The organism is Achromobacter sp. ACM02 (assembly GCF_014851605.1).
Lineage (GTDB): Bacteria > Pseudomonadota > Gammaproteobacteria > Burkholderiales > Burkholderiaceae_B > Achromobacter > Achromobacter aegrifaciens.
Window position 1 is genome coordinate 26,576 of the sequence record NZ_JACUZY010000014.1, and the last position, 25,910, is coordinate 52,485.

Annotated in this window: 26 protein-coding genes, 1 tRNA gene and 1 pseudogene; 25 read left to right on the forward strand and 3 right to left on the reverse strand. The window is 64.3% G+C overall.

Annotated features, from left to right (window positions below):
* Positions 1 to 152 precede the first annotated feature (152 nt).
* The 14 genes from hfq (at position 153) to IB258_RS29265 (ending at position 14,585) form a co-directional block, all read left to right on the forward strand.
* Entirely contained in the window at positions 153 to 389 is a 237-nt protein-coding gene (gene hfq, locus IB258_RS29200; protein ID WP_006218585.1) for an RNA chaperone Hfq, read from the forward strand.
* An 84-nt stretch (positions 390 to 473) separates the two neighbouring features.
* Positions 474 to 1,580 (forward strand): GTPase HflX, encoded by a 1,107-nt coding sequence (gene hflX / locus IB258_RS29205; RefSeq protein WP_054458649.1) that lies wholly within the window; start codon positions 474 to 476, stop codon positions 1,578 to 1,580.
* Positions 1,546 to 2,844, forward strand: a complete 1,299-nt coding sequence (gene hflK / locus IB258_RS29210; RefSeq protein WP_054458647.1) for an FtsH protease activity modulator HflK — start codon at positions 1,546 to 1,548, stop codon at positions 2,842 to 2,844. The genes hflX and hflK overlap by 35 nt, the downstream gene beginning before the upstream one ends.
* Before the next feature lie 18 nt (positions 2,845 to 2,862).
* The gene (gene hflC / locus IB258_RS29215; RefSeq protein WP_054458645.1) at positions 2,863 to 3,765 is read left to right on the forward strand and encodes a protease modulator HflC; all 903 of its coding nucleotides are present in this window, start codon (positions 2,863 to 2,865) and stop codon (positions 3,763 to 3,765) included.
* Positions 3,766 to 4,029: 264 nt separating this feature from the next.
* Positions 4,030 to 5,187: an ATP phosphoribosyltransferase regulatory subunit gene (locus IB258_RS29220; RefSeq protein ID WP_054458643.1), complete on the forward strand. Its 1,158-nt coding sequence runs from the start codon at positions 4,030 to 4,032 to the stop codon at positions 5,185 to 5,187.
* 76 nt (positions 5,188 to 5,263) lie between these two features.
* Complete coding sequence (locus IB258_RS29225) at positions 5,264 to 6,559, forward strand: adenylosuccinate synthase (protein WP_042792859.1); 1,296 nt, start codon at positions 5,264 to 5,266, stop codon at positions 6,557 to 6,559.
* An 84-nt stretch (positions 6,560 to 6,643) separates the two neighbouring features.
* The gene (locus IB258_RS29230; protein WP_042792860.1) at positions 6,644 to 7,186 is read left to right on the forward strand and encodes a phosphoribosyltransferase; all 543 of its coding nucleotides are present in this window, start codon (positions 6,644 to 6,646) and stop codon (positions 7,184 to 7,186) included.
* Between the two features lie 389 nt (positions 7,187 to 7,575).
* Positions 7,576 to 7,788, forward strand: coding sequence for a 30S ribosomal protein S21 (gene rpsU, locus IB258_RS29235; RefSeq protein WP_006218592.1), 213 nt, complete (start codon positions 7,576 to 7,578; stop codon positions 7,786 to 7,788).
* Between the two features lie 19 nt (positions 7,789 to 7,807).
* Positions 7,808 to 9,862: a DNA primase gene (gene dnaG / locus IB258_RS29240; protein ID WP_054458641.1), complete on the forward strand. Its 2,055-nt coding sequence runs from the start codon at positions 7,808 to 7,810 to the stop codon at positions 9,860 to 9,862.
* A gap of 746 nt (positions 9,863 to 10,608) precedes the next feature.
* Complete coding sequence (gene rpoD / locus IB258_RS29245) at positions 10,609 to 12,873, forward strand: RNA polymerase sigma factor RpoD (protein WP_054458639.1); 2,265 nt, start codon at positions 10,609 to 10,611, stop codon at positions 12,871 to 12,873.
* A gap of 9 nt (positions 12,874 to 12,882) precedes the next feature.
* Positions 12,883 to 12,961: transfer RNA gene (locus IB258_RS29250), tRNA-Ile, on the forward strand.
* A 133-nt stretch (positions 12,962 to 13,094) separates the two neighbouring features.
* Positions 13,095 to 13,520 (forward strand): DUF2514 family protein, encoded by a 426-nt coding sequence (locus IB258_RS29255; RefSeq protein ID WP_370539864.1) that lies wholly within the window; start codon positions 13,095 to 13,097, stop codon positions 13,518 to 13,520.
* A gap of 81 nt (positions 13,521 to 13,601) precedes the next feature.
* Positions 13,602 to 14,135 carry a DUF4189 domain-containing protein gene (locus IB258_RS29260; protein WP_119450744.1) on the forward strand — a complete coding sequence of 178 codons (534 nt, stop codon included), beginning with the start codon at positions 13,602 to 13,604 and terminating at the stop codon, positions 14,133 to 14,135.
* A gap of 207 nt (positions 14,136 to 14,342) precedes the next feature.
* The gene (locus IB258_RS29265) at positions 14,343 to 14,585 is read left to right on the forward strand and encodes a hypothetical protein (protein ID WP_192353550.1); all 243 of its coding nucleotides are present in this window, start codon (positions 14,343 to 14,345) and stop codon (positions 14,583 to 14,585) included.
* A 54-nt stretch (positions 14,586 to 14,639) separates the two neighbouring features.
* Here IB258_RS29265 and IB258_RS29270 read toward each other — a convergent pair whose 3' ends face one another.
* A complete protein-coding gene (locus IB258_RS29270; RefSeq protein ID WP_054458630.1) occupies positions 14,640 to 14,798 on the reverse strand; it encodes a DUF6726 family protein in 159 nt (52 codons plus the stop codon).
* A 328-nt stretch (positions 14,799 to 15,126) separates the two neighbouring features.
* On the opposite strand from IB258_RS29270, the gene IB258_RS29275 reads away from it, so the two are divergent.
* From IB258_RS29275 to IB258_RS29320, 10 genes are all read left to right on the forward strand, one after another.
* On the forward strand, positions 15,127 to 15,720 hold the full coding sequence (locus IB258_RS29275) for a YSC84-related protein (RefSeq protein ID WP_054458628.1): 594 nt from the start codon (positions 15,127 to 15,129) through the stop codon (positions 15,718 to 15,720).
* Between the two features lie 395 nt (positions 15,721 to 16,115).
* Complete coding sequence (locus tag IB258_RS29280; protein ID WP_054458606.1) at positions 16,116 to 16,382, forward strand: hypothetical protein; 267 nt, start codon at positions 16,116 to 16,118, stop codon at positions 16,380 to 16,382.
* Entirely contained in the window at positions 16,379 to 17,797 is a 1,419-nt protein-coding gene (locus IB258_RS29285) for a pilus assembly protein TadG-related protein (protein ID WP_192353551.1), read from the forward strand. The genes IB258_RS29280 and IB258_RS29285 overlap by 4 nt, the downstream gene beginning before the upstream one ends.
* Entirely contained in the window at positions 17,794 to 18,411 is a 618-nt protein-coding gene (locus tag IB258_RS29290) for a pilus assembly protein (protein ID WP_192353552.1), read from the forward strand. The genes IB258_RS29285 and IB258_RS29290 overlap by 4 nt, the downstream gene beginning before the upstream one ends.
* Positions 18,408 to 19,193 (forward strand): hypothetical protein, encoded by a 786-nt coding sequence (locus tag IB258_RS29295; RefSeq protein ID WP_175162531.1) that lies wholly within the window; start codon positions 18,408 to 18,410, stop codon positions 19,191 to 19,193. Before IB258_RS29290 ends, IB258_RS29295 begins: the two co-directional genes overlap by 4 nt.
* On the forward strand, positions 19,190 to 20,044 hold the full coding sequence (gene cpaB, locus IB258_RS29300; RefSeq protein ID WP_054458598.1) for a Flp pilus assembly protein CpaB: 855 nt from the start codon (positions 19,190 to 19,192) through the stop codon (positions 20,042 to 20,044). Before IB258_RS29295 ends, cpaB begins: the two co-directional genes overlap by 4 nt.
* Positions 20,041 to 21,411 (forward strand): type II and III secretion system protein family protein, encoded by a 1,371-nt coding sequence (locus tag IB258_RS29305; RefSeq protein WP_192353553.1) that lies wholly within the window; start codon positions 20,041 to 20,043, stop codon positions 21,409 to 21,411. Before cpaB ends, IB258_RS29305 begins: the two co-directional genes overlap by 4 nt.
* Positions 21,408 to 23,102, forward strand: coding sequence for an ATPase, T2SS/T4P/T4SS family (locus IB258_RS29310; protein WP_192353554.1), 1,695 nt, complete (start codon positions 21,408 to 21,410; stop codon positions 23,100 to 23,102). Before IB258_RS29305 ends, IB258_RS29310 begins: the two co-directional genes overlap by 4 nt.
* Positions 23,099 to 23,944 carry a type II secretion system F family protein gene (locus IB258_RS29315; protein ID WP_119450731.1) on the forward strand — a complete coding sequence of 282 codons (846 nt, stop codon included), beginning with the start codon at positions 23,099 to 23,101 and terminating at the stop codon, positions 23,942 to 23,944. Before IB258_RS29310 ends, IB258_RS29315 begins: the two co-directional genes overlap by 4 nt.
* A gap of 14 nt (positions 23,945 to 23,958) precedes the next feature.
* Positions 23,959 to 24,831 (forward strand): type II secretion system F family protein, encoded by an 873-nt coding sequence (locus IB258_RS29320; RefSeq protein WP_192353555.1) that lies wholly within the window; start codon positions 23,959 to 23,961, stop codon positions 24,829 to 24,831.
* A gap of 7 nt (positions 24,832 to 24,838) precedes the next feature.
* Here IB258_RS29320 and IB258_RS30460 read toward each other — a convergent pair whose 3' ends face one another.
* Entirely contained in the window at positions 24,839 to 24,985 is a 147-nt protein-coding gene (locus IB258_RS30460; RefSeq protein WP_225589319.1) for a hypothetical protein, read from the reverse strand.
* On the opposite strand from IB258_RS30460, the pseudogene IB258_RS30535 reads away from it, so the two are divergent.
* A pseudogene (locus IB258_RS30535) lies at positions 24,954 to 25,061 on the forward strand (DUF192 domain-containing protein); the annotation flags it as partial. The gene IB258_RS30460 and the pseudogene IB258_RS30535 overlap by 32 nt on opposite strands.
* Positions 25,062 to 25,070: 9 nt before the next feature.
* Here the strand turns inward: IB258_RS30535 and IB258_RS30470 are convergent.
* A complete protein-coding gene (locus IB258_RS30470; RefSeq protein WP_225590555.1) occupies positions 25,071 to 25,874 on the reverse strand; it encodes a BPSS1780 family membrane protein in 804 nt (267 codons plus the stop codon).
* Positions 25,875 to 25,910 lie beyond the last annotated feature (36 nt).

Sequence of the window (25,910 nt, forward strand, 5' to 3'; positions counted from 1 at the left end):
CAGCAGCTTTCCAGTCGGAAAACTCTGGTGTCACTTTTGCTTCCTGCCCAAGTAGCACGGGCCGGGAAAACCCTGTAGAGTACAAGTTTCGGCGTACCCCACCAGTACAGAAGTACGCCACCACTCAATAACAAACAAATGGAGCCTGGCCAATGAGCAATAAAGGGCAAACTCTGCAAGATCCGTTCCTGAACACGCTGCGCAAGGACCATGTGCCCGTGTCGATCTACTTGGTGAACGGCATCAAGCTTCAAGGGCAAATCGAATCCTTCGACCAGTACGTGGTGCTGCTGCGCAATACGGTCACGCAAATGGTCTACAAGCACGCCATTTCGACCGTCGTCCCCGCGCGCGCCGTGAATTTCCAGGTGGAAGTCCCTGCTGAGTAATCTCGCTCCAGCTTTACCTTTTATTGCCCGCCGGACGGTCCTCGTCGGCGGGCATTTTCGCTTTGGCTCCAATATGGTGCATGTATGCGCGCTCTGATTATCAGCGTGGATCTGGGAGATCCGGACTTCGCGGCCCATGCCGAGGAATTCGCCATGCTGGCCAAGGGCGCTGGCGCGGAAATCGTCGGCACCTTGACGGCACGGCGGGACAGACCCGACGCCAAGTTCTTCATCGGTTCAGGCAAGGCCGATGAGGGCGTGGCGATGGCCCAGGCCTTGCTGGCCGACATCGTCCTTTTCGACCAGCCGCTGTCCCCCGCACAGCAACGCAACCTGGAACGCGCCTTCAACTTGCGCGTGGTGGATCGCGTTGCGCTCATTCTCGACATCTTCGCGCTGCGCGCGAAGAGCCATGAAGGCAAGCTGCAGGTCGAATTGGCCCAGCTGCAGCATCTGGCCACACGCCTGACCCGCATGTGGAGCCACCTGGAGCGGCAGCGCGGCGGTATCGGCATGCGCGGACCGGGTGAATCCCAGCTCGAAATGGACCGCCGCATGATCGGCGCCAAGGTCAAGGTGCTGCGCGAGCGGCTGGACAAGGTCGAACGCCAGCGCGTGACCCAGCGCCGGGCGCGCGCGCGCGGCGGTGCGCTGTCGGTATCGCTGGTCGGCTATACCAACGCCGGCAAGTCCACCTTGTTCAATGCCTTGACGCGCGCCGACAGCTACGCCGCCGACCAGTTGTTCGCGACGCTGGATACGACCACGCGCCGCATCTGGATCGAAGGGGCGGGCTCGGTGGTGGTGTCCGATACGGTCGGGTTCATCCGCGATCTGCCCCACGGCCTGATCGCGGCGTTCCGCGCCACCCTGGAAGAAACCGTGCATGCCGACCTGCTGCTGCACGTGGTCGATGCCGCCAGCCCGCAGCGCGATGAGCAGATCTTCGAGGTGAACAAGGTTCTGGCCGAAATCGGCGCGGCCTCGATTCCCACCATTCTGGTCTACAACAAGATCGATCTTGCCGGATTGGAGCCGCGGGTGGAACGCGATGCACATGGTACGATTGCGCGAGTATTTGTAAGCGCCACCGAGCGCGCCGGTTTGGATGCGTTGCGCGGGGCAATTGCGGAAACCGGACAGATTGTGGGAAACAATGCCGCGAATTATCAAACTCTTCAATCTGAATGACCCCGGCTGGGGTCGTGGGAACAACAATGGCTCCGAGCCGCCGCCCAAGCGGCCCCAAGGCAACGGAGACGGCCCTCCCGACCTGGACGAGGTCTGGCGCGATTTCAACAATCGCATCGGATCGTTGTTCGGGCGCAAGGGCGGGGGCGGCAATAACCGCCCCGGAAACCGCGGCGGCATGACGCCGCCGTCGCCGCGCGGTGCGCGCATCGGCCTGGGGGTGATCGCCCTGGTCGCGGCTGGCATCTGGCTGGCCAGCGGTTTCTACATCGTGCAGGAAGGCCAGGTCGCGGTTGTGACACAGTTCGGCAAGTACAAGTCGACGTCGCAAGCCGGTTTCCAATGGCGCCTGCCGTACCCCATTCAAAGCCACGAAATGGTCAACGTGTCGCAACTGCGCACGTTCGAAGTCGGTTTCCGTGGCGGCGCGCGCAACAAGGTTCTGCCTGAAGCGCTGATGCTCACGACGGACGAGAACATCGTCGATATGCAGTTCGTCGTGCAGTACCGCCTGCGTGCCGATGGCGCGCCCGACTACCTCTTCATGACGCGCGATCCGGATGAATCCGTCCGCCAGGCCTCAGAAACGGCCATGCGCGAAGTCGTGGGCAAGCAGTCCATGGACTTCGTGCTCTACGAAGGCCGCACCACGGTGGCCACGCAAGTGCAAACCCTGATGCAGCAGATCCTGGACCGCTACCAGACCGGCGTGCAGGTCAGTACTGTGGCCATCCAGAACGTGCAGCCGCCTGAACAGGTGCAAGCCGCGTTCGACGACGCCGTCAAGGCGGGCCAGGACCGCGAGCGCCAGATCAACGAAGGCCAGGCCTACGCCAACCAGGTCGTGCCGCTGGCCAGCGGCCAGGCTTCCCGCATGACGGAGCAGGCCGAAGGCTACAAGGCCAAGGTTGTCGGTGACGCCCAGGGTAATACCTCGCGCTTCACCAGCATCCTCGGCGAATACGAAAAGTCGCCGCAGGTCATGCGCCAGCGCATGTATCTGGAGAGCATGCAGGAGATCTTCACGCGCGCCAGCAAGGTCATGGTCGACACCAAGAGCAACAACAACATGCTGTACCTGCCCTTGGACAAGATCATGCACCTGGCCGCTCAGGACGCCAGCAAGTCCGGTGTCGCCGGTTCCGGTTCGACCACGCTGGCTCCGCCCGCGCAGTCGCCGGCTCGCGGCAGCGCCGCGCCGGTGCCTCAGTCTTCCGGCAGCAGCAATAGCAACACGCTGCCTCGCGACCGTACGTCGCGCTAACCCGGAGGAGTCCTGATCATGCAACGTCTCATGCCTATCCTGGTCGGCCTGCTCATCGTGCTGGCCGCCCTTTCTTCCTGCGTCTTCGTCGTGCGCGAGCGCGACTACGCCCTGGTGTTCTCGCTGGGTGAAGTACGCAAGACCATCAACGAACCCGGCCTTTACTTCAAGGCGCCGCCTCCGTTCCAGAATGTCGTGACGCTCGACAAGCGCATTCTGACCATCGAAACCAACGAAGCCGAACGCATCCAGACTTCCGAAAAGAAGAACCTGCTGATCGATTCGTACGTCAAGTGGCGCATTCTGGATCCGCGCCAGTACTACGTGTCCACCGGCGGCAACGAGCGCGTGGCGCAGGAGCGCCTGCAGGCGCTGATCCGCGACGCGTTGAACGCTTCGGTCAACGTGCGCACGGTGCGCGACGTGGTCTCGACCGAACGCGACAAGATCATGGCCGAAATCCTGACCAACGTCGCCAAGCGCGCCGAACCGTTGGGCGTCCAGATCGTCGACGTGCGTCTGCGCCGCATCGAGTTCGCGCCGGAAATTTCGGAATCGGTGTACCGCCGCATGGAAGCGGAGCGTACGCGCGTCGCCAACGAGCTGCGTTCCATCGGCGCCGCCGAAGGCGAAAAGATCCGCGCCGAAGCTGACCGCCAGCGTGAAGTCATCGTGGCCCAGGCCTACGCCAAGGCCCAGGGCATCATGGGTGAGGGCGATGCCGCGGCTGCCGCGATCTATTCGCAGGCCTACGGCAAGAACCCGCAGTTCTACACGTACTACAAGAGCCTGGAGGCCTACCGCGCTTCGTTCTCGAAGCCGGGCGACGTGCTGGTGGTCGACCCCAGCTCCAGCTTCTTCCAGTTCATGAAGGACCCCACCGGCGACGCCCTGGCGCCGGTGACCGTGCCGGCCAAGTGATGCGGCGACGGTAATGCGGAAGAAAAGCCCCTTGGAAGTCCAAGGGGCTTTTTGCTTGCTGGCAAGGCGGCATCCCGAATTCCCCGCAATAGGGGACGGTTACGCTGCCGCGGCAGTCCCGGCTGGCATTGGCCGCCGAACCATGTACAATACCCCGTAAGCTAGAAAACATTCCGCAGCGGCTGAGCGGGCTTACGCCCCCTCAGCCGCTTTTTCGTTTGGGCGACGCCCACGCATCACTTGGCGTTCTTCAGGTAAACATTCATGGGTAACTGGTTGCTGCCCGAGAGCCTTGCCGACGTACTTCCGGCAGAGGCCCGGCGCATCGAGGAATTGCGCCGCGAACTTCTCGATCTGTATCGCACTTACGGTTTCGAGCTGGTCGCGCCGCCCCTGGTCGAATACATCGATTCATTGTTGTCCGGCACGGGCAGCGATCTGGATCTGCGCACTTGCAAGCTGGTCGATCAATTGTCCGGACGCACGCTGGGCGTGCGCGCGGACATGACGCCTCAGGTTACGCGCATCGACGCGCATTTGTTGAACCGCGCTGGCGTTACCCGCCTGTGCTATTGCGGCAATGTGCTGCATGCCCGCCCGGCGGACCTGCTGGCCAGCCGCGAGCTGCTGCAGATCGGCGCTGAAATCTACGGCCACGCCGGCTTCGAGGCCGACCTGGAGATCATCCAGCTGGTGCTGGAAACCGTGGCGATTGCCGGCGTGCGTAACCCTAGGCTCGATCTGTGCCATCCGGGCGTGCTGCGCGCGCTGCTGGAGTCCGATCCGGCGGCGACGGCCCTGTCGCAGGACGTCATCCTGCTGATGCGCGAGAAGGACGTTCCCGGACTGGGTGAATTGGCCGAGCGGGCTCCCGGGTTGCGTGCAGAGACCCTGAAAGCCCTGCAATTGCTGCCCAAGCTATACGGCGGGCCGGAAGTGCTGCAGGAGGCGCGCCGTGAACTCCCTCTGCTGCCGGGTGTCGTGGCTGCGCTGGACGCGCTGCAGTTGGTGGTCGACGCCATGCCCAATGTGGCGTTCGGCGTGGACCTGGCCGACGTGGGCGGCTATGGCTACCATTCCGGCGTGAAGTTCGCGCTGTATGCCGAAGGCTGGCGCGATGCGCTGGTCAGCGGCGGCCGTTATGACGATGTCAGCCGTGCGTTTGGCCGGGCCCGTCCCGCCACCGGCTTCAGTCTTGATTTACGCAAGCTGGCGGCGGGTTTGCCGCCGGCGGAAAGGGCGCGTGCGGTACGTGCGCCCTGGGGGCAAGCCCCCGCCCTGACCGAGGCGGTGCGCCGCCTGCGCCGGTCGGGGGAAATTGTCGTTCAGGTATTGCCCGGTCACGAGCAGGATCAGGACGAATTCGTTTGCGATCGCGAGCTGGCGCTGCAGGATGGCGCCTGGACGGTCAGAACGCTGTGACTAACCCCCTCTCGGCAACGAGAGGGCCGCGGGGAGATTTCCGGATTTCCCGAGAAACTCGATATTGATTCGTAACATGAGCAAGAACGTAGTCGTAATCGGCACCCAGTGGGGTGACGAGGGCAAGGGCAAGATCGTCGACTGGCTGGCGGAATCCGTCCAGGGCGTGGTCCGCTTCCAAGGCGGTCACAATGCCGGCCATACGCTGTGGATCAACGGCAAGAAGACGATTCTCCGCCTGATCCCGTCGGGCATCATGCATCCCGGCGTCACCTGCTTCATCGGCAACGGCGTCGTGCTGTCCCCGGAGGCCCTGCTCAAGGAAATCGAAGAGCTTGAGGCCGCCGGTCTGGACGTGCGTTCGCGCCTGCAGATTTCCGAAATCTGCCCGCTGATCCTGCCGTACCACGTCGCCATCGACAAGGCGCGCGAGGCGCGCAAGGGCGACGGCAAGATCGGCACGACCGGTCGCGGCATCGGCCCGGCCTATGAAGACAAGGTCGCCCGCCGCGCGCTGCGCGTGCAGGACCTGTTCAATCCCGCGCTGTTCGACGAAAAACTCGCCGAAGTGCTGGATTACCACAACTTCGTGCTGACCAAGTACCTGGGCGCCGAGGCGGTTTCCGCCAATGAAGTGCGCGACCAGGCCATGGCGCTGGCTCCGGCCATCGCCCCGATGGTCAAGGACGTGTCGAGCAACCTGTACGCCATGCAGCAGGAAGGCAAGCGCCTGTTGTTCGAAGGCGCGCAAGGCGCTTTGCTGGACGTCGACCACGGCACCTATCCTTTCGTCACCAGCAGCAATTGCGTTGCTGGCGCCGCCTCGGCAGGCGCGGGCGTCGGTCCGCAGCAACTGGACTACGTCCTGGGTATCACCAAGGCCTATACGACTCGCGTCGGTTCGGGTCCGTTCCCCACGGAGCTGGTCGACGAGATCGGTACCCGCCTGGCCACGATCGGCAAGGAATTCGGTTCCGTCACGGGCCGTCCGCGCCGCTGCGGCTGGTTCGACGGCGCCGCGCTCAAGCGCTCGGTCCGCCTGAACGGCATCACCGGCCTGTGCATCACCAAGCTGGATGTGCTTGATGGTCTGGAAACCATCCAGCTGGGCGTCGGCTACCGCGTCAACGGCGAATTCCGCGATGTGCTGCCTTATGGCGCGCATGCCGTGGCGCAGGCGCAGCCGGTGCTGGAAGAGCTGCCGGGTTGGAGCGAATCCACCGTCGGCATCACCGAGTACGACAAGCTGCCCCAGGCGGCGCGTCGCTACCTGGAGCGCGTGGCCGAAGTTTGCGGCGTACCCATCGACCTGGTGTCGACCGGCCCGGACCGCAATGAAACCATTGTGCTGCGTCATCCCCTGAAGGGCTGACATCGGGTTATTATTCGCAAGGCCGCCGCCGGTCTCATACCGGCGGCGGCCTTTTCGTATTTATTAAGCAGGAGATGCTTGCCTATGAGCACGCCGACCAATGATGACAGCCATCTGTGGGTGACGTGGGACGACTACAACCGCCTGATCGAGCGCCTTACCTTGCAGGTGCATCAATCGGGTTGGAAGTTCGACAAGATTCTTTGCCTGGCGCGCGGCGGCATGCGCGTCGGTGACGTTATGTCCCGTATTTTTGACGTGCCGCTGGGCATCCTGGCCACGAGCAGCTATCGCGAAGCGGCCGGCACCAAGCAGGGCGACATGGATATCGCCCAGTTCATCACCATCACGCGCGGCACGCTGTCCGGGCGAGTGTTGCTGGTGGACGACATGGTCGATACCGGCAAGACCTTCAGCAAGGTCTACGATCACCTGAAAAGCCAGTTTGCCGACATCACCGAGCTGCGCAGCGCGGTGCTGTGGTGGAAGGGGCATTCCCAGGCGACGCCGGACTACTACGTCGACAAGCTGCCGACGAACCCCTGGATCCACCAGCCTTTCGAAGACTACGACAGCCTGCGTCCGCACCAGCTCGAGGCCTGGATCCGCAAGGGCTCCAAGAGCTGAGCATGGCGTTTCGGCAGGAGAGGGCATTCTGGCCGCCCAGGGCGCCAGACTGCCCTCCAGTAGTCAAAACAGCCATGACCATGCTAGAATCGCTGGTTATCGCTAAACCGAACTTGGCTTGTTACTCTTTGGGTAGTCTTTGGGTAACGGAAACAGCCAGCGGAAATCCGGGATGGGTCTGTGGTTCAGGGCTGTCAAGCAGCGCTGAAGCCGGAGTCCGGCGCCTGGATTGCGCTTTCAAGGTTCCCCGTTCGCGGTGCCTGCCTCTGTTGGTATGATTTTGGTATCCACGAGGCCGTTTACGCGTACCTGGACCCGCGCAGCGTTGCTGGTAAGCAAGCCAGGTTTGTCATCAACTTTTGTTACCCTACAAGCAGGCCAATCACTTTATGCCTATCGTTCGACTGAAGGAAAACGAACCGTTTGAAGCCGCTCTGCGCCGCTTCAAGCGCACCATCGAAAAGACCGGTTTGCTCACCGAGCTGCGTTCGCGCGAGTTCTATGAGAAGCCCACGGCTGAGCGCAAGCGCAAGCACGCCGCCGCTGTGAAGCGCCACTACAAGCGCATCCGTAGCCAACAACTGCCCCCGCGCCTGTATTGATTTTTGATTCCCGAATCTATTGATTCCAGAATCATTCATCCAGGATTTGCTCGCCCGAGTCGACGTCGTCGACATAGTCGGGCGATACGTGCAGTTGAGAAAGGGCGGGGCCAACTTGCTTGGCCTGTGCCCTTTTCATAACGAAAAAAGTCCCTCGTTCACTGTCAGCCCCACCAAGCAGTTCTATCACTGCTTCGGTTGCGGAGCGCATGGCAGTGCCATCACCTTCCTGATGGAACACACGGGCGCCAGTTTCCCCGATGCCGTGCGCACGCTCGCGGCATCGGCGGGAATGACGGTCCCCGAAGAAAACCGCAGTCCACGCCAGCAGCAGGAAACCGCGCGCCGCAAGGCCGAGGAATCCCGCCACACGCAGGTGCTGGATGCCGCTCAGGCGCATTACCTCAAGCAGTTGCGGGCCTCGCCCGCAGCGATCCGCTATTTGAAGCAGCGCGGCCTGACCGGTGAAATCGCGGCGCATTTCGGCCTGGGATGGTCGGGCACCGACCGCCACGGCTTGTCGCAGGTCTTCCCGAATTACGAGGACCCCGTCCTGGTGGAATCCGGACTGGTTATCGAATCCGAAGACGGACGTCGCTACGACCGTTTCCGGGAACGCGTCATGTTCCCGATCCGCAATGCGCGGGGCAGTCTCATCGGCTTCGGCGGGCGCATCATCGGCAAGGGCGAACCCAAGTACCTGAATTCGCCCGAAACCCCGCTGTTCTCGAAGGGACACGAGCTCTACGGGCTGTGGGAGGCGCGCCAGGCCATACGCCAGGAAGGGCAGGTCATTGTGGTCGAAGGCTACATGGACGTGGTCGGCCTGGCTCAGCAAGGCATCGCCAACGCGGTAGCGACGCTGGGTACGGCTACCACGCCGGACCACGTCAAGAAGCTGCTGCGCGCCAGCGACAAGGTCATCTTCAGCTTCGACGGCGACGGCGCGGGTCGGCGCGCCGCGTGGCGTGCACTGCAGGCTTGCCTGCCCGTGCTGCGCGACGACATTGCGATCCGCTTCCTGTTTCTGCCGTCAGAGCACGATCCCGACTCGTATGTGCGCGAACTGGGCGCGGAAGCTTTCCGGGCGTGCCTGGGAGAGGCCGTGGCGCTGTCCCGCTTCCTGCTGGACGAGCTGGCCTCGCGGCACAACATGAACGAAGCCGAAGGGCGGGCCAGTTGCCTGCACGAGGCCAAGCCCTTGCTGGCTGCCATTCCCGAATGCGCGTTGCGCGTGCAGATCGAGCGGGAAATGGCAAAGCTGGTACAGCTGACGCCCGAGGAAATGGCGCAGGTGCTGGCTCAGCAGCCCGCAAAACCCTTCGCGCCCGCGCCCAAGCCGGGCGCCACGGGAGGGGATGCCGGCGCGGTTGCGGCGCCGAGCCACGAGCCGGGCTATACGGACGCTGGCTACGATTTCGCCGGACACGATTTTCATGACATCCCGGCCGACGAGTCCGACTACGCGGACCAGGTTCATTTGCCGTCCCAGGGTTCCGACTTTGGTGGCGGAGGAGCTCAGCGCGGCGGCGGAAAGCAGGAGTGGAAGGGCAAAAGCGACTGGAAGGGCAAGGGTGACTGGAAGGGCGGCAAAGGCGGCTGGAAAGGCAAGCGCGACAACGATGTGGGCGGGTTTGAAGGCCGCCGCACCATGCCGTCGCTGGCCAAGCGCCTGCTGGGCTTGCTGCTGGCGCATCCCGAACTGGTCGACTCCATGGGTGATCAGCAGCTTGAAGTCATCGACCACGGCCCCCATCTGGGTCTTGTAAGAGACCTGATCATGCTGGCGCAGTCCAGCGGCGCCCGCCATGTCGGCGCCCTGCTGGAAGCCGCGGAGCCGGATTCGGATCTGGCGACGGTGCTGAAGGGCCTGCGGGCCGACATCCTGTCCCAGGAAGACCTGCCTGATCCGCAAACGGAATGGGACGACGCCTTGAGACGGATCGAATTTGACTCGGCCAAGCTGGAAATGGCCAAGCTCGCTGCGGCGGGCTTGGCCACGGAAGAGGCGCGTAAACGCTATCAGGAGCTTTCCAGCCGCATGGCCGTGCTGAAAGGTGCTGGCGTGCGCTAAATGCGCTAAAATCAAAGGTTGTCCGCTTGCGAAGCGAGTTTTTTTGCGACGGGCGGGACGGGAGTGTGAGGTTGGGCGCGAGCCTGCCTGATAGGTCTGTCTTCTGATGTACGCGGATTGTGGCGCTTGCAGTTGATTGCGGCCTGATTCTTGCTGAATTTGGCGCTAATCCTCGTGCCACGAGGCGTGAGCAACAAGAAATGCATTCGGCGGGCGGAATCTATTCCGGCAGCCAGAATCTAATGGATGTATAGGGTTTGACGCGGGACCGGCGATCCGGGCGTGGCGGATGCTCCAGAAAACGGAACGTCAGATGCGCAACGGCAGAAATAAAAGCGGATGCGCGCGTCAACTTTGTTACATGGTTAATTAATATAGCTAAGCGGTGAATCAAGCAGTTCGGCGGTGGTTATCTCCGGATGGCGTTAGTGGTTTGGGTGCTGTGTCTACTCAGCTGCTTGGGGCAAAGGCCCGATAAGCAAGCAAAGCCTATTTATAGGCAGGCAGCCCCCCCGACGCCCGGGAGCCTACGCAGGATGAGGTCATGCACGCAACGCGCGAGTACGGTATTGCACCGCAACGGCGCCAAGCGGGCTCGCAAGAGCCGGCGCTGCGAACAACGCAGCCGCGTGATCTCCGCTGATTCACCAGATTTACCCGTATAACCGCCGCGTTGGACCGCTGTCCAAAGCGGCTTCATGCGGTGCAACATGCCCGAACGGGTTGCGACGACCACGGAAGCGACTATGACCAAATCCACCGGCAAATCCTCCTCTGCAATTGATGCGGCCGAAACCAAGGCCACCACGACCAAGCGCGTCGTAAGCATGGCAGCGGAAAAGGCGCCCGCCAAGACGGCGGTGAAGGTCGCCAAGCCCGCAGCCAAGACGGCCGCCAAGAAGACGGCCAAGGCTGCCGCGGCTGACAAGCCCGAGAAGGTGACCAAGGCTCGCGCCAAGAAGGCCGAAGACAAGCTCGCCGACCTGGTGGGCAGCGCGCGCCCCGCGCCCAGCGGCCGGCGCCCGGGACGTCCCGCCAAGAACGCGAACAACGATTCCGACGGCTTTGACGACACCATGGACGGCGACGGCGAAGTTCTGCCCGACCTGAAGCCGCCCAAGCGCGGCGGCAAGCGCGGCAAGGCCGATCCCAAGGATCTGATCGCCCGCGGCCCCGTCACGCCCGAAGAATACGAAGCGCGCCGCAACCGCCTGAAGCAGCTGATCAAGCTGGGCAAGGACCGCGGCTACCTGACCTACGGCGAAATCAACGATCATCTGCCCGACGATCTGGTCGACGCGGAAGCGATCGACGGCATCATCAGCACGTTCAGCGACATGGGCATCGCGGTCTACGACCAGGCGCCCGATGCCGAAACGCTGCTGATGAGCGAAAACGCGCCGGTCGCGTCCAACGACGACGACGTCGAAGACGAAGCCGAAGCCGCGCTGACGACCGTGGACTCGGATTTCGGCCGCACCACGGACCCCGTGCGCATGTACATGCGTGAAATGGGCTCGGTGGAACTGCTGACGCGCGAAGGCGAAATCGAAATCGCCAAGCGCATCGAAGACGGCCTGAAGCACATGGTCATGGCCATCTCGGCCTGCCCGACCACGATCAACGAGATCCTGGCTCACATCCTGCGCGTGCGTGAAGGCCAGGCCCAGATCGACGAAGTGGTCGACGGCCTGGTCGATCCGGAAGACGGCGAGGAATACGCCGGCGCCGGCGTCACCGCCGAGGAAGACGAAGGCGACGACGGCCCCGCCGGCGGCATGTCCAGCAAGCAGCTGGAAGACCTGCGCGTGAAGGCCCTGGCCAAGTTCGACGAAGTCGGCAAGCAGTTCGAAAAGATGCGCCACTCGTACGAGAAGGACGGCTACAAGTCGGACGTCTACGTGCGCGCCCAGGAATCCATCCAGAATGAACTGATGGGCATCCGCTTCACGGCCAAGATGGTCGAGAAGCTGGCGGACACCCTGCGTCAGCAGGTCGAGGAAGTGCGCCAGCTCGAACGCGCTGTCCTGCACACGTGTGTGGACCGTGCCGGCATGCCGCGCACGCACTTCATCAAGGTGTTCCCGGGCAACGAAACCAACATGCAGTGGGTCGTCGACGAAGTGGCTGCCGGCCACCCGTACGCCGAAACGCTGGAGCGTCAGATTCCCGCCGTGCAGGAACTGCAGCAGAAGCTCATCGACCTGCAAACGCGCGTCGTGCTGCCGTTGAAGGACCTGAAGGACGTCAACAAGCGCATGGCCACCGGCGAAGCCAAGGCCCGCAAGGCCAAGCGTGAAATGACCGAGGCCAACCTGCGTCTGGTGATCTCGATCGCCAAGAAGTACACGAACCGCGGCCTGCAGTTCCTGGACCTGATCCAGGAAGGCAACATCGGCCTGATGAAGGCCGTGGACAAGTTCGAGTACCGTCGCGGCTACAAGTTCTCGACCTACGCGACCTGGTGGATCCGTCAGGCCATCACGCGTTCCATCGCCGACCAGGCGCGCACCATCCGTATCCCGGTCCACATGATCGAAACGATCAACAAGATGAACCGGATCAGCCGCCAGATCCTGCAGGAAACCGGCGCCGAGCCGGATCCCGCGACCCTGGCGCAGAAGATGGACATGCCCGAGGACAAGATCCGCAAGATCCTGAAGATCGCCAAGGAACCGATCTCCATGGAAACGCCTATCGGTGACGACGACGACTCGCACCTGGGCGATTTCATCGAAGACACGTCCACGCTGGCGCCTTCCGACGCGGCTTTGCACGGTTCCATGCGCGATGTGGTCAAGGAAGTGCTAGACTCTCTCACCCCGCGTGAAGCCAAGGTTCTGCGTATGCGTTTCGGCATCGAAATGAGCACGGACCAGACCCTGGAAGAAGTGGGCAAGCAGTTCGACGTCACGCGCGAGCGCATCCGCCAAATAGAAGCGAAAGCGCTGCGCAAGCTGCGTCACCCCAGCCGGGCCGATAAGCTGAAGAGCTTCCTGGAAGGGCAGTAAAAGTTTTTAGGGCCTCTAGCTCATGCCTGGTTAGAGCAGCGGACTCATAATCCGTTGGTGCCGAGTTCGACTCTCGGGGGGCCTACCAAGAAAGTCCTGTTAATTCAGGCACCTACAGCCGCCAGCAATGGCGGCTGTTTCTTTTCCGGCTCCGATATTGACGTAATCTTGACGTTCTCGGCGTCGCTTGGTTCGTGCTGGGCGCGTTCCACGGCCGGGAGGTGGCCGAGCTGCGTGCTGTCCAGGCCATTGAGCGGGATGCGCAATCCCAGGCCACTGTTGCCGCTGTTGAGGCGGCGAGAACCGAAGAACGACGACGCACTGCCGCCATGGAGCAAGCCCGCGATAATGCCCAGAAAAAAGCCGCTGTCGCGGTCGCTGATGCTGCTGGCACTCGTGTTGAGCGTGACCGGCTGCGTGCCCGCGCAAACACGTTGGCTCGCGCCGCAGTTGCCGAACAGCCCGCCCTTGCCGACGCAGGCCCGTCAGGAGCCGCTGCCGTCGATCTGCTCGCCTACATGCTTGGCCGCGCTATCGATCGAGCTGAAGCGCTTGCGGGCGTTGCAGATCGTGCCCGCATCGCGGGACTGACATGCGAACGGGCCTACGATGAGGTGCGAGACCCCAACGGCCAGGGTGGGGGTTGAGTATTGCGACCATGTGCGGCCACATGGAACTGCTAATATCCGCAAATTCCGGCAGTTCGGCCATCATTACGGGAAAACTGGATGAAGCGCGCTCCCTGTCTTGCCCTTGTGTTTGCGGCCCTGGTCCTCATCGCTGCGCGTCCGGCGGCGGCGGAGCAGGGATGCGGCGACGGTTACACCATGTCCACCCAGGGGCCGGCCCAGTGCATCCCCATCCCTGGCCTTTACCAAGTGCCGCAGGGCGGTGGCGTGCCGCCGCCGCCGCCGCGTCCGCAGGGGCATTGGGAAACCCGCTGGGGCGCATTCGCGTCCAGCAAGGAAAACCTGGTCGGCATGGCGGGCAACCGTGGCAGCGAGCGCGAAGCGACCAAGGCGGCCATTGCTCACTGTGTCTCGAAGGGCGGCACCGACTGCAAGACGGCGATGACGTTCTACAATCAGTGCGCGATCGTGGCTTCGGGGGCGGTCGGCAATGGCCAGTACTTCACCATGTTCCGCAAGCACTACACCATCGAGCAGGCGACCGACGACGCCATGGACATCTGCAAAGAGAAGAACCTGACGGAATGCACCGTCCATTTCTCCAATTGCAGCCAGGCGGAGTTCATACAATAGGCCGCTGCGGGTCCCCTCCCGCTGTCCCTGCAGTATGGGGCGTGCGCGGCGCGCCATCGGGCGATAGTCGGCGTTTGGCCCGCTGTCCGGCCGTGATCTAACGTCATCTGCAAGCGCCAAGTACCGACGGCCTGCCGTCACACCGGAACTTTCGTGTCGGCCCTCGCTCTGATCTCCTTTTGTGCAAGACAGCAATGGAGAACTCCGATGAAATCCAACGCCCTGCCTGGTACTGCCCCAGGCCCTCTGGCTTTCGAGGCGGAAGCCCTGGCGTGGAGCGGCGCTCGCCCAATGGCGTCTGACATCTCAATGATGTCTCCCGGCGAGTTGATGAGGCATGCCTTGGTAAAGCTGGAAAATTCGTCCGTTCTCCAGATTCCGGAGAAAGCAGCCGCAATCCAGTACCTGACCAGTGCATTGAGCATGGTCAGCGTTGTCACATGTAGCTAAGCGGGATCAAGCAGCTGTGTCTGCCGCGGGCAAGGGAACAGCGTAGGCAACGCATCAGTCGATGACTTCCGCGCAAGCATCCGTCGGCGCCGCCGCGACGTCGCCGACGACCGGCACGATCTTGATGGCGGCAGATGCGATACGGCACGGGGCGGCGACGACACCGCAGCCGGACGCGAACATGCATAGCATTGAGACCAGGATCCACTTCATCGGACGTGCTCGAAAATAATTGGTCAAGGCGCTGCCCGAGGACGGGCCGACGGTGTCGCACGGCGTCGATGCCGATCATGTTCAGACGCGGATTTCCATCTGAAGAGAATGTGCACGATGCATGGCGGAAGCGGCATTCTGCTTTGCGTCCGCACGGCAATTAGTGGGGAAATGCTGGCCAAGTGTAATGACACTTGCTCGTCCTGGAACAGGAAGTAACGCAGATCCCGCTTGTATGGCGCCAAGGCCGGAAAATCCCAGGTAGGATGGTGGCGTTCTCCTTCCGGGCGCGCCTGGAAGGGCGTCCAACAACAATAAGGAGCGCTACATGCTTGATACTCTCCCCAAGGCAGGTCGGGCCGGCGTGCTCGCAGCGATGCTCGGCGTGGCCAGCCTGGCGTTCACCGGCTGCACCACGACCACCGCCCAATCCTCGGCCACGGCTGCGGAAAAGCGGCAGGAACTCGATACCGCAGCCGACGCGACCCTGACCAAGCTTTATCAGTCCTCGTCCCAGGCCAAGCAATTGGTGGAACGCGCGCGTGGCGTGCTGGTGTTTCCGGGCGTATTGAGCGCGAGCTTCATCGTAGGCGCGCAGCATGGAACGGGCGTGCTGCGCGTAGGCGGGTCGGATACCGGCTACTACAGCATCACGGGCGGCTCCATCGGCTTGCAGGCCGGCGCGCAGTCCAAGGCGATGGTGGTGCTGTTCATGACCGACGGCGCCCTGGCCAAGTTCCGGGCCAGCAGCGGCTGGACAGTGGGGGCGGACGCGACGGTCGCGGTGGCCAATGTGGGCGTCAACGGCAGCATCGATACCTACACCGCGCAGCAGCCCATCGTCGGCTTCGTCTTGAACAACGGCGGCCTCATGGCCGGGGTGTCGGTGGACGGCAGCAAGATTTCACCGCTGTTGCTGTAGTTCAAACCGACGCGGGCGGCTCCGCTGGCCCCCGCCTTCTACCGCGTTCATCCAATAGAGTTGCGGAGGATCCTCAACCCTTGAAATGGAAGAGCGCCCCAGCTCAAGGTGAGTCTGAGGCGCTCCTGCCCGGCTTCGCACGCGATGGGTGTCAGACAGCCCGGCAACTCAAATCTACTGCTGAGCCATAGGTCGAACAATAGGGAAAACCCTTGAATATTAAAGGGTTACAAGATTAATGCCGTTTTGCGCGGTGGCCAGCCTGGGCGGGCCGCCGCCGCCCGTGCACTGTCAACGGACCCGTGATCACTTTATCCGCCTCGGCATCCGCGAATGGCGAGGCCGGGGGCAGACGCCGACACTGAAGCCTGTCTTCACAGTGCCGGAGAACGGATATGTCAGGGTTGCGGAAGCGTCAGTCGGGACAGGGTATGACGGAATACGTGGTGGTCGTGGCCTTGGTCGCGGTGGCGGCCATCGCGGTGTACCAGTATTTCGGCCAGGTGGTGCGATCGCAGACCGCCGCCATGGCGCGTGAACTTGCCGGCGAAGACGGCGGTGCGCAGAGCCGCGCGGCACAACAGGCGGCGCAAAAAGCGGCGGCGCAGACCAAGGCCCGTTCGCTCAAGTCCTTCACCGGCAATGCCACGGACGCGAAGTGAACGCGCGTTCTTGCGCACCGCTTGCTCAACAGCGCGGCCAGGCGCTGGTGCTGGGTCTGTTGATGGCGGCGGTGGGAGGCATATCCCTGGTCGTGCTGTACAACCTGGGGCAAACCGTGGGAGCGCGGCAGCGGCTGACGCATGCCGCAGACGCGGCCGCCTACAGCGGGGCGCTGGAGCAAGCGCGCGCGCTCAATGCCCTGGCCTACATCAACCGCACACAGATCGCGCATCAGGTCGCCATGGCGCATCTGGTCACGCTGGCTGCCTCGGCGCAGTACGCCCGCACCATGCAGTCGCAGCGCGACCGCCGCAATCCGCCCGCTGGGCTGATCGCCATGTTGTTCGGCCCCGATGTCGGGGCAGCCTACCAAACTGTGCGGGCAGTGCCCGACGCCGAGCAGAGGCTCGCGTCGGCGTTTGGCGAGCACGACAGAGTGGTCCACCAGGTTCTGGAAGCAGCCGCGGCGTCCGCTGTTTCAGGCTTGGCGGCTTCGCGCGAACGCATCATGAAGAAAGTGCTGTCCGCCAATCTGTCGGACGATGCTCCGTTGCCCGATGGCGATGCCGCGCATGTCCGGGGCCTGAGCGTGCGGCTGCTGACCGATGGCTGGCCCGGATACGTGGGGCGTCGCCTGGCCACGCGCGAGGCGGGATTGCGGCCCGCCGTCGAACAAGCGGCGGAACGGTACGGGTTTCTCCACCGCCGCAACGTCACGCGCCGCAATCCGTGGATGGTCCATCCGCTGTGCCCTTTGCATCGCCACGAGTTGCGGCGCCGCGGTTCCACCTGGTTGGGGCCGGATGGACGTTGGGGCGCTCTTGATACCCAGTCCTACCATGCGCTGCGTTTCAACCGCTGGAGGGGCTGCTATTTCCGCGAGTACGCCGTGGGCTGGGGCACGGCGCAAGGCCAGAAGATCAAGGCGCCCGAAGGCCTGGAGTACGTGGAAGAGCCACCGCTCGATTTTTCCGAACAGGATTTCTGGCGCTGGGTGGAGCAGTCGACCAACTGGGATCTGCTCGATGGCTTCACCAATCCCATGGCCAATTCGTACGCCATGGCTACCGCTCAGCGCTGGCCGGGGCGGGGCCTGCCAGCCTATCGCGACATCGCCTTGCCACGCAGCGGCGATCCCCTGCGTTTCGCGGTGACCGTCCGGCTTGCCGGCGCATCCTTGAAAACCACGGATGGCGACAGCGCAGTCCGGACACCCTTGGGGGCGTTCCGCTATGCCGCACTGGGACCGGAAGACGCCGTCACCGTCACTTCCGCGGCGGAAACCTATTTTGCACGGCCGGAACGCCGGGCCGATGGCCGTGATGAACTTGCCACGCTTTTCCGCCCTTACTGGCAGGCGCGCTTGTCCGCCGTCAGCGCCGCAGAGGCCGCGCAGGCAAGGCGCGCGCCATGAACCGGATCCCCACGCGCCAGCAAGGGCAGGCTCTGGTCGAAGCGTTGCTGATGTTGCCGCTGCTGGCCCTGCTGCTGTGGGCGGCGTCCTGGATTGGCGGATTGCAATTCGCAGCGCAGGAAATGTCGCAGGCCAGCCGCAAGACCGCAATGGCAGGCGCCCTGGGACAACCCATGCGGAATTTGCCCGCGTCGGGCGGCATGGCGCTCTCGGGCAAGGCCAGCACCTTATCGGGTATCGCACCCGCGCAGGTCAACGCCTTGCAGGCCGAATGGTTTGGCGCGGATCTGCGACTGCTGTCGGTGACGGCAAGCGCTGCGCGATTCGATCGGGACAGCGCGGCCTGGTTGCGCATCGCCCGCCGCACGCATGTGGCAAGCGGCGCCGGCTATGCGGACGGCGATGCCGACGCGCAGCGCCGGATCGGCCGGGCGCCTACGTCCTGGCACAGGGCGGAACGCGCCTCGGTGGCCGAGGCCCGACGCTTGAAGCCTGTTGTCGATCACCTGGACGGACCCTGGCGCAGGCCCGGCCTGTCGCTGGACTGGTTGTCTGAATGGGCGGATGTGGTGCCTGGGGAGCGGCTTGCCAGCCGCAAGGGGGCGGGCAAATGATCGGCCTGCGCTTTTCGGCGCCCCTTGCGGGTTTTGCCCCATCACGGGAAGACGGCTGGCGAACCGTGGCTATGACAAAGACGCTGCGTCTGTTGATGGCCGGCGCCGTGGCTGTTGCGGCCGTAGGGTGGCGCAATGTCGCCGCAGCTCAGCATCTCGTGACGAGCGGCGGGGAGGCCGGCGGGAGCAGGCCAGGCGTTACCGCGCTGGAGGCCTTGCGTCTGCCCGCAGGTTCGCGTCGCGGATTGTTAGGGGAAAGCATCTGGTTGCATGGAATCCCGGCGCGTGTGCTGGTGTTCGATGCGCCGCTCAGTACGGCGGAGCTGATCCGTTACCTGTCTGCCCAGCAGCCCGCCCTGGTCAATCTCAACGTGTTGTCAGGTCAGGCGATTCTGTCGGGTAAGGTGGGGCAGGAGCAATGGGTCATCCAGCTGGAAGGCCTGGGCTCCCGTCGGACAGCCGGAAGCATTTCAGCCGTCAGCCTTCTGGCCGTGCCTGAAAGCGCTTCGCCTGCCTGGCTGCCCGCCGGCGGCCGCCTCAGGTTGGACATCGCCTTGATGGAGGACGGCGTACGCGTTTCCGAGCGGATCTGGCAATACGCCTTGCCTCCGGGGCAGTTGGCTGCGCAGCTGGAGCAGCACCTGCTCCGGAACGGCTGGCGTCGCATGCCCGTCTCCGAGGATTCGGCGCACTGGTGGGTCCGCTCCGGCTCCCGCATGCGGCTGTCGCTGGTGCCGCTGGACGGTGGCACCGGCCTTCTGGTCAGCGGAAGAGTGCCATGACGAACTGGATCACCCATGTAGCGCCGCGTCTGCGCCGAATGGGCGTGTATGCCATAGCACTGATTGCGGGTCTGGTATCCGCGTGGGCGGTGCGGGAACACGTGCAGCAGCGGGTCCAGGCGCTGGAGGCAGAGGCGCGCACGCCGATGGTCAGCCGGCTGGTCGCGGCGTACGACCTGCCTGCTGGCACGCAACTCGAAGAGGTGCACCTGGCAGTGCGCGAGATTCCGCAGCTTTGGGTGTCCCGGGCCAGCATCGATCCCCTGGATCTTGCAAGTTTGCTTGGCGCCACCTTACTGGCCGATGTCGCCAATGGTGAGCCCTTGCTGCGGGGGCATCTGACATTCAGTCCTCCGGCCCCGGCCTTGGCGTCCCGCTTGCGCAGCGGGCAACGCGCATTGACCGTGGCGGCGACGGACCTGGGCGGCCTGGCGGAAGTCCTGCGCGTAGGCGATGCCATCGACATCTATGTGAGTTTTTCGCATCGGCAGCGGGAGATGACGGTGCCCCTCCTGCAAGGCATGCGCGTGCTGATGGTGGGAGGCGACGCCGAGAGCGAAACCAAGGGCGGCAATATCACCTTGGCAGCGACGCCGGATGAGGCAATGCGATTCGTGGCGGCGCGGCAGAGCGGGGCGCTGACCGCGATGTTGCGCCATCGCGATGATGCCGCAATGGTCAGCGGCGCCGCGCAGGGCGACCTTGCCACCCTGATCGGATTGGACCTGGAACCCCGGAATGCGCCGGGCGTGGCCATCCTGTACGGAGACAGGCTGGACCCCTCGGCAGGCACAGGAGCAATGGATGTGGAAAGTGCAGGCCCGGCTCGACTTCAGCGGGGGCGGCCATGAGACGCGCCGTCATCAGCATGTTTGCCTGCGTGCTCTGGTTGGCCAATCCCGCAGCGCGGGCGGAGGATGAGGTGATTGAACTTCAGGTGGGTGAAACGCGGATTCTGTCGCACCCCGGGGTCAAGCGCGTGGCGATAGGCAACGGCCAGGTCGTGGGCGCCATCGAGGCCGAAGGGCGCGAGGTCGTGGTCTTTGCCCGCGCCGAGGGTGTTTCGTCACTGCACATCTGGGCAAACGCCGGGCGCGCCAAGGCCTATGAACTGAGGGTCGTGCCGGCCGGCGCGCTGCGTCTGCGGGCAGAGGTCGAGGCCTTGCTTGCCCGCATTCCCGGCGCGCGCAGTACTGAGGTGGGCGGTCGCATCCTGATCGAGGGCGACGATCTTTCCGACGATGACCGATTGCGCATCACGGCCCTGGCGGACCGCTATCCCGCAGTGCTGGACTTTACCGGCCAAGTGGGTTGGGACCGCATGGTGCAGCTGGACGTTCAGGTCGTGGAGATCCCCACCTCAAGGCTGAGGGATCTGGGCGTGCGCTGGGACGGGCTGTCGCAAGGCGGCATCAACGCCGGCCTGGCCTGGGATGCGGGGTCCAGGGGGCGCATGAACCGTCCAGGCGAAGGGATCATAGAAACGGTGGGCCCGGTCTCTTCGGCGGCTGGCTACTTCGGCGTCAATGCGCTGTTGTCGTCCCGGATCGCGATGCTGGCGCAAAGCGGCGAGGCCGTCATGCTGGCCCAACCTCAATTGCTCGCGCGCAGCGGCGCCAGCGCCACCTTCCTGGCCGGCGGAGAGGTTCCTTACTCGTCGACCGACACGCGCGGCAACGCGACCACGATGTTCAAGCCCTATGGCGTCATGCTCAGGATCACCCCTCGCATCGATCGCAACGGGATCATCCGATCCTTGATCGAGGTAGAGGCGAGTTCGGTGGACAACGCGCTGAGCGTGCCGGGCGGACCGGCGCTACGCACGCGCCGCGCATCCACCGAATTCAACGTGCGGTCCGGCGATACGCTGGTCATCGGCGGCTTCCTGTCGCGCGAGCGGGACGAGACCAGCGATGGCCTGCCATGGCTGAAAGACATCCCGGTTCTGGGGGCCTTGTTTTCGTCCCGGCGCTATCAATTGCGGGAAACCGAACTTGCCATATTCGTGACGCCCAAACTGATTACGCAGGCCGAGCCCGCCATGGCGGACCGCGTGCGGCGGGGACGTGGCGTGCTCGAAGCGGCTTTTCCCGTGCCGCCCCGCCTGGGCACCGCCGTGCCTGCCGCGGCAGGGTGGGATGCCCACGCCGGCACCGGTTCGCAGTGGGGCTCGCCGCAAGACGGCGCGCCGATTCCTTCTTCGGAAACTCGGCCATGATCGACGTGGAAATGATGTTTGAAGACGCCTCCGTGCACAGATCCACGGTGGCTGTTCCCGCGTTGATAGGAAGGGGCGCGCATTGCGGGGTGCGCATCGTGAACTGGAGGGTGGGGCGCCAGCACGCCCGCTTGTTGCGCGAAGCGGCGGGGATCGTGCTCGAAGACCTGGGTACGTTGGGCGGAACCCTCGTGAACGGCGCGAGGATCGTGCGCCACGCCCCGGTGTTGCCCGACGACGAAATACTGATCGGGCCCTGCCGGCTGCGGGTGTCGCTGGCGGACATCCCGGAGCGCAACGGTGGGGCGGACGGTGCGGCGGCTGAAAGCGTCGCCCGCGACATGGCTGCCGTGCAGGAACCGCCGATGCTGCCCGCGCCGGCGACGCCAGTGCCGGCTCTGCCACTGCCACATCCGCTGCAGGAGCGCCGGCGGCTGCACGCGGCGCTGCTGGCGGCGCTGGATCTGCGCCGCCGCGACCTGGCGGGCATGAGCGACAGCATGCTGCGCGCCGAGGCCGAACGGCTGCTGACGCATATCGTCGCCACGGACACCGACTTGCCTCCGGGGGTTGACCGGGCTGCGCTTTGCCGCGAGGTGCTTGACGAAGCCGTCGGCCTGGGGCCGCTGGAGCCCTTGCTTGCCGCTGCCGACATTACGGAGATCATGGTCAATCGCCACGACGAGATCTATGTCGAACGCGCCGGCCGCTTGTCGCGCCATCAGGCGGCCTTTACCAGCGAGCAATCGCTGCGTTGGGTCATAGAGCGCATCGTCACACCCTTGGGGCGACGCATCGATGAAAGTTCTCCGATGGTGGATGCGCGCCTGGCCGACGGGTCCCGGGTGCACGCCATCATTCCGCCGGTGGCCCTTAGGGGCGCCAGCCTGACCATACGCAAATTTCCACAGCGGCGCCCCGGAATGTCCGATCTGATCGCTGCGGGGACGCTGAGCGGCGCCATGGCGCAATTCCTGGCGCTCTGCGTGAGGATGCGCAGGAATCTGGTGGTATCTGGAGGGACCGGGGCGGGCAAGACCACGTTGCTCAACATCCTGTCCAACGAGATTCCCGACGGCGAGCGCGTGGTCACCATCGAAGATGCGGCGGAGCTGCGCCTGAACCATGATCATCTGGTGGCGCTGGAGGCGCGTCCGGCCAACCAGGAGGGGCGAGGGCGCATCGACATCCGCGAACTCGTGCGCAACGCGCTGCGCATGCGGCCAGACCGGATCGTCGTGGGCGAGTGCCGCGGGGCGGAGGCATTCGACATGTTGACCGCCATGAACACCGGGCACGAAGGCTCCCTGACGACGCTGCATGCCAACTCGCCACGCGACGCGCTGGGGCGGCTGGAATCGATGATCCTGATGGCCGGGCTCGATCTGCCTCTGGCCGCCGTGCGCGAGCATATCGCGGCCAGCGTGGATATCTTGGTGCAGCAGGCGAGGCTGGGCGACGGGCGTCGCGTCGTGACGTCGATAGCGGAGATTACGGGCATGGAAAGCGGACGCATACAGCTGCAGGATCTGTTCCGCTACGACCGCATGGGCGGCTTCACGGGCTGCGGCGCCTTGCCTGGCTTTGCGCGCGAATGGACGCAGGCCGAGGAGGCCTTCGATCCCGCCTGGTTCTCCAACACCGAGCAGGCGGCGCCGGGGACCACCGTTTTTGCGCAAGGAGCGACATGATCTGGCTATCTGCGGGAGCCGCCATGGTATGCGTGCTGCTGCTGGCGTGGCGTGCCCAACACTGGTTTGCGCCAGCGCTGCGCCGCTACCGCGAGGTCTACACCCAGGAGGCGGGCCTGCGTCTGAGCGAGGTGTTCTTATTCATAGACCCCGCCCAATTGTGGGCTGGCGCGGTGGCTTGCGCGGCGATGGCGGCGGCCTTGGCCTTTGCTGCGACGGGCAGCGGCTTTGTCGCCGCCTTGGCCGCGGCGCTTGCCTCGCGCCTGCCCAGGACGCTGGTGAATGGGTTGCGGCGGCGCCGTGCCCGGCGGTTCGAGCAGCAACTGCCGATGGCGCTGTTGATGCTCGCCTCCGCCCTGCGCGCTGGCGTGGCATTGACCACCGGCCTGCGCCACGTCGTCGAGCAGAGCAGCGCGCCCTTGGCCCAGGAGTTCGGCCTGATGTTGCGCGAGCAGCGCATGGGCGTGCCATGGGACGGCGCGCTTGAAAACCTGCGTGGCCGCATGCCGGCCGATTCGACCGCGCTCGTCGTAGCAGCCATGCGCATTGCGGCGCAGACGGGAGGCAACCTGGCAGAGGCGCTGGAAAGCATCGCGCAGACCCTGCGCGCCCGCCTGCAGTTGCAGGCGAAGCTGCTGGCGCTGACTTCGCAGGGACGTATGCAGGCCTGGATCGTGGGCGCTTTGCCTTTGCTGCTGCTTGCCGTGCTGGACCGGCTGGAGCCGGAAATCATGGGCCTGCTGTGGCATACGCCCGTGGGTTGGGGCGTGTTGGCGATCGTGGCGGTACTGGAGACCGCGGGCATGCTGCTGATCCGGCGCATTGTCCGGATCGATATCTGACGGGAGCGGATGCGATGTGGCTGTACTTGAGCCTGTTGACGGCCGCCCTGGCTGCGGGATGGTTGGCATGGGTGGTTTTTAAGCCATTGCTGCTGGACAGCGAGGGTGCGTCGTCCGCCTTGCCGTGGTGGTGGCGAGCGGCCTGGCCCTGGATTTCCGCGGTGGCGCCCGTGGCTGGGCCTTTATGTTCCTGGCGTTGGCGCATACGGCTGACTCGCGCCATCGAGCGGGCGGCGCTGCCCGCCGGCATCAGCTACGCGCATGTCGCGGCGCTGTGTTGGAGCGCGGCCATGGCTGCCGGCGGGTTGACTACGGCGGTCGCCATCGTCTTGGCGCAGGCGCAGTCCTGGGAATGGATTCCCTGGATGGTAGCGTCCGCGCTGGCGGCAGGCGCCGCACCGGGGCTTTGGTTGCGCAGTTTGAGCAGCAACCGGCGACGCAGCATCGAACGCGACCTGCCTTTCGTGTTCGACATGATGACCTTGTGTGTGGAAGCGGGGCTGAGCGTGCATGGGGCATTGCAGATGGCCGCCCAGAGCGGACCGGCGGGCATACTGCGAGATGCCCTGGCTGACGCGCTGGCAGAGATGCGTGCGGGGGTTTCCAGGACCGCCGCGATCAAGGCCTTGGCGGAACGCAGCAATAGCCCGCTTGCGCGTAACTGGGCGGCCGCCCTGGCGCAGGCCGAAGGGCTCGGGATAAGCCTGGGTCCAGTATTGCGGGCACAGGCGGCGCAAGCCCGCAGCGATCGTCACGTGCGTGCGGAACAGCTGGCGATGCAGGCTCCGGTGAAGATGCTGCTGCCGCTGATCGGCTGCATCTTCCCCTGCACGTTCATCGTGCTGGCCTTTCCGGTCATGGTGCAATTGCTGCAGAGCGTGCAATGACTGGCGGTCAGCCATCGGCGCGGCGCGGCGGACTCAGGCTACTCAAGGTCGCCAGCTGCTGCGGCCGCGCGCGCGGCTTGCTGGGACGCAAGCCGCCGGGGCCGCGGTCCGGCATCTTGCTGATGCATTGCGCCGCGGTGCATACCTTTGGCATGCGCTATGCCATCGACGTGGCATTCATATCGCGGCAGGGAAGGGTGCTTGCTGTGCGCAGGGCGCTGGCGCCCTGCCGCATGGCGTCATGCCTGGGCGCCGTTGCTGTCGTCGAGATGCGCGCCGGCGTTCTCGATACCGAATACGGAGGTATAGGCAGGATAGAAGCTGCAGTACAGCACGCCACCCGCGGCGATATTGAAGGGAATCTGCAGCGTGCCGGCAAGCTGGGGCGACAGGCCGATGGCGACCAGGAGGCCGGCGCACAGGTCGATGAAAAGAAACACCAGGATCCAGGTGGCGCCGTAGACCAGGAACGGCAGCTTGTTGCGCCAGCAGGCGATGCCGGAGAAGAACAGCGCCTGGACCAGGCGCAGCCCATGCCAGGCGACCAGGACGGGGGCGTGCCAGAACAGCGCGGCGATCACGACATACACGATCGCGAACAAAGTCAGCGGAACGGCCATGGCAGACAGGATGGGCTCCATGGACTTTTCCACGGAGGCAATGCGCATGCCCTCGACCATCGCGTCCGTGAATGGCAGGAAGATGATCAGGCCGGTCGCAATGCAGAGCGCCGCGTACAGCAGCCCCATCAGGAACAGTTTCCTGAATACGCCAGGCTGCTTGAGCGGCTTGGCCCACATCGAGGGCAGCATGATGCGGTCGGCTTCGACATGCTTGCACGCCGATAGCGTCATCAGCGTGATGATGGGCATCAGCGCCACCACCAGTATGGGTCCGACCGGCGGCGTCGCGGTGGCGAAGATGACCAGAAGGCTGATGGCCATGGCCCAGGTGAACATGGCCAGAGGTTGCTTGCGGAACAGACGGAAGCCGTCTCGGACCCATTGCCAGCCGGATGTCGCGGGGAGGAATGCTGCTTGCATGGCTCTTTAAAGGGGGGAGATCTCTCAAAAAGGGAC

Excerpts from the sequence above, each read along its gene's own strand:
- hfq (WP_006218585.1), top strand. The coding sequence starts at position 153 with ATGAGCAATAAAGGGCAAACTCTGCAAGATCCGTTCCTGAACACGCTG.
- hflX (WP_054458649.1), top strand. The coding sequence starts at position 474 with ATGCGCGCTCTGATTATCAGCGTGGATCTGGGAGATCCGGACTTCGCG.
- hflK (WP_054458647.1), top strand. The coding sequence starts at position 1,546 with ATGCCGCGAATTATCAAACTCTTCAATCTGAATGACCCCGGCTGGGGT.
- hflC (WP_054458645.1), top strand. The coding sequence starts at position 2,863 with ATGCAACGTCTCATGCCTATCCTGGTCGGCCTGCTCATCGTGCTGGCC.
- IB258_RS29220 (WP_054458643.1), top strand. The coding sequence starts at position 4,030 with ATGGGTAACTGGTTGCTGCCCGAGAGCCTTGCCGACGTACTTCCGGCA.
- IB258_RS29225 (WP_042792859.1), top strand. The coding sequence starts at position 5,264 with ATGAGCAAGAACGTAGTCGTAATCGGCACCCAGTGGGGTGACGAGGGC.
- IB258_RS29230 (WP_042792860.1), top strand. The coding sequence starts at position 6,644 with ATGAGCACGCCGACCAATGATGACAGCCATCTGTGGGTGACGTGGGAC.
- rpsU (WP_006218592.1), top strand. The coding sequence starts at position 7,576 with ATGCCTATCGTTCGACTGAAGGAAAACGAACCGTTTGAAGCCGCTCTG.
- rpoD (WP_054458639.1), top strand. The coding sequence starts at position 10,609 with ATGACCAAATCCACCGGCAAATCCTCCTCTGCAATTGATGCGGCCGAA.
- IB258_RS29260 (WP_119450744.1), top strand. The coding sequence starts at position 13,602 with ATGAAGCGCGCTCCCTGTCTTGCCCTTGTGTTTGCGGCCCTGGTCCTC.
- IB258_RS29265 (WP_192353550.1), top strand. The coding sequence starts at position 14,343 with ATGAAATCCAACGCCCTGCCTGGTACTGCCCCAGGCCCTCTGGCTTTC.
- IB258_RS29270 (WP_054458630.1), bottom strand. The coding sequence starts at position 14,798 with ATGAAGTGGATCCTGGTCTCAATGCTATGCATGTTCGCGTCCGGCTGC.
- IB258_RS29275 (WP_054458628.1), top strand. The coding sequence starts at position 15,127 with ATGCTTGATACTCTCCCCAAGGCAGGTCGGGCCGGCGTGCTCGCAGCG.
- IB258_RS29280 (WP_054458606.1), top strand. The coding sequence starts at position 16,116 with ATGTCAGGGTTGCGGAAGCGTCAGTCGGGACAGGGTATGACGGAATAC.
- IB258_RS29290 (WP_192353552.1), top strand. The coding sequence starts at position 17,794 with ATGAACCGGATCCCCACGCGCCAGCAAGGGCAGGCTCTGGTCGAAGCG.
- IB258_RS29295 (WP_175162531.1), top strand. The coding sequence starts at position 18,408 with ATGATCGGCCTGCGCTTTTCGGCGCCCCTTGCGGGTTTTGCCCCATCA.
- cpaB (WP_054458598.1), top strand. The coding sequence starts at position 19,190 with ATGACGAACTGGATCACCCATGTAGCGCCGCGTCTGCGCCGAATGGGC.
- IB258_RS29305 (WP_192353553.1), top strand. The coding sequence starts at position 20,041 with ATGAGACGCGCCGTCATCAGCATGTTTGCCTGCGTGCTCTGGTTGGCC.
- IB258_RS29310 (WP_192353554.1), top strand. The coding sequence starts at position 21,408 with ATGATCGACGTGGAAATGATGTTTGAAGACGCCTCCGTGCACAGATCC.
- IB258_RS29315 (WP_119450731.1), top strand. The coding sequence starts at position 23,099 with ATGATCTGGCTATCTGCGGGAGCCGCCATGGTATGCGTGCTGCTGCTG.
- IB258_RS29320 (WP_192353555.1), top strand. The coding sequence starts at position 23,959 with ATGTGGCTGTACTTGAGCCTGTTGACGGCCGCCCTGGCTGCGGGATGG.
- IB258_RS30460 (WP_225589319.1), bottom strand. The coding sequence starts at position 24,985 with ATGCCAAAGGTATGCACCGCGGCGCAATGCATCAGCAAGATGCCGGAC.
- IB258_RS30470 (WP_225590555.1), bottom strand. The coding sequence starts at position 25,874 with ATGCAAGCAGCATTCCTCCCCGCGACATCCGGCTGGCAATGGGTCCGA.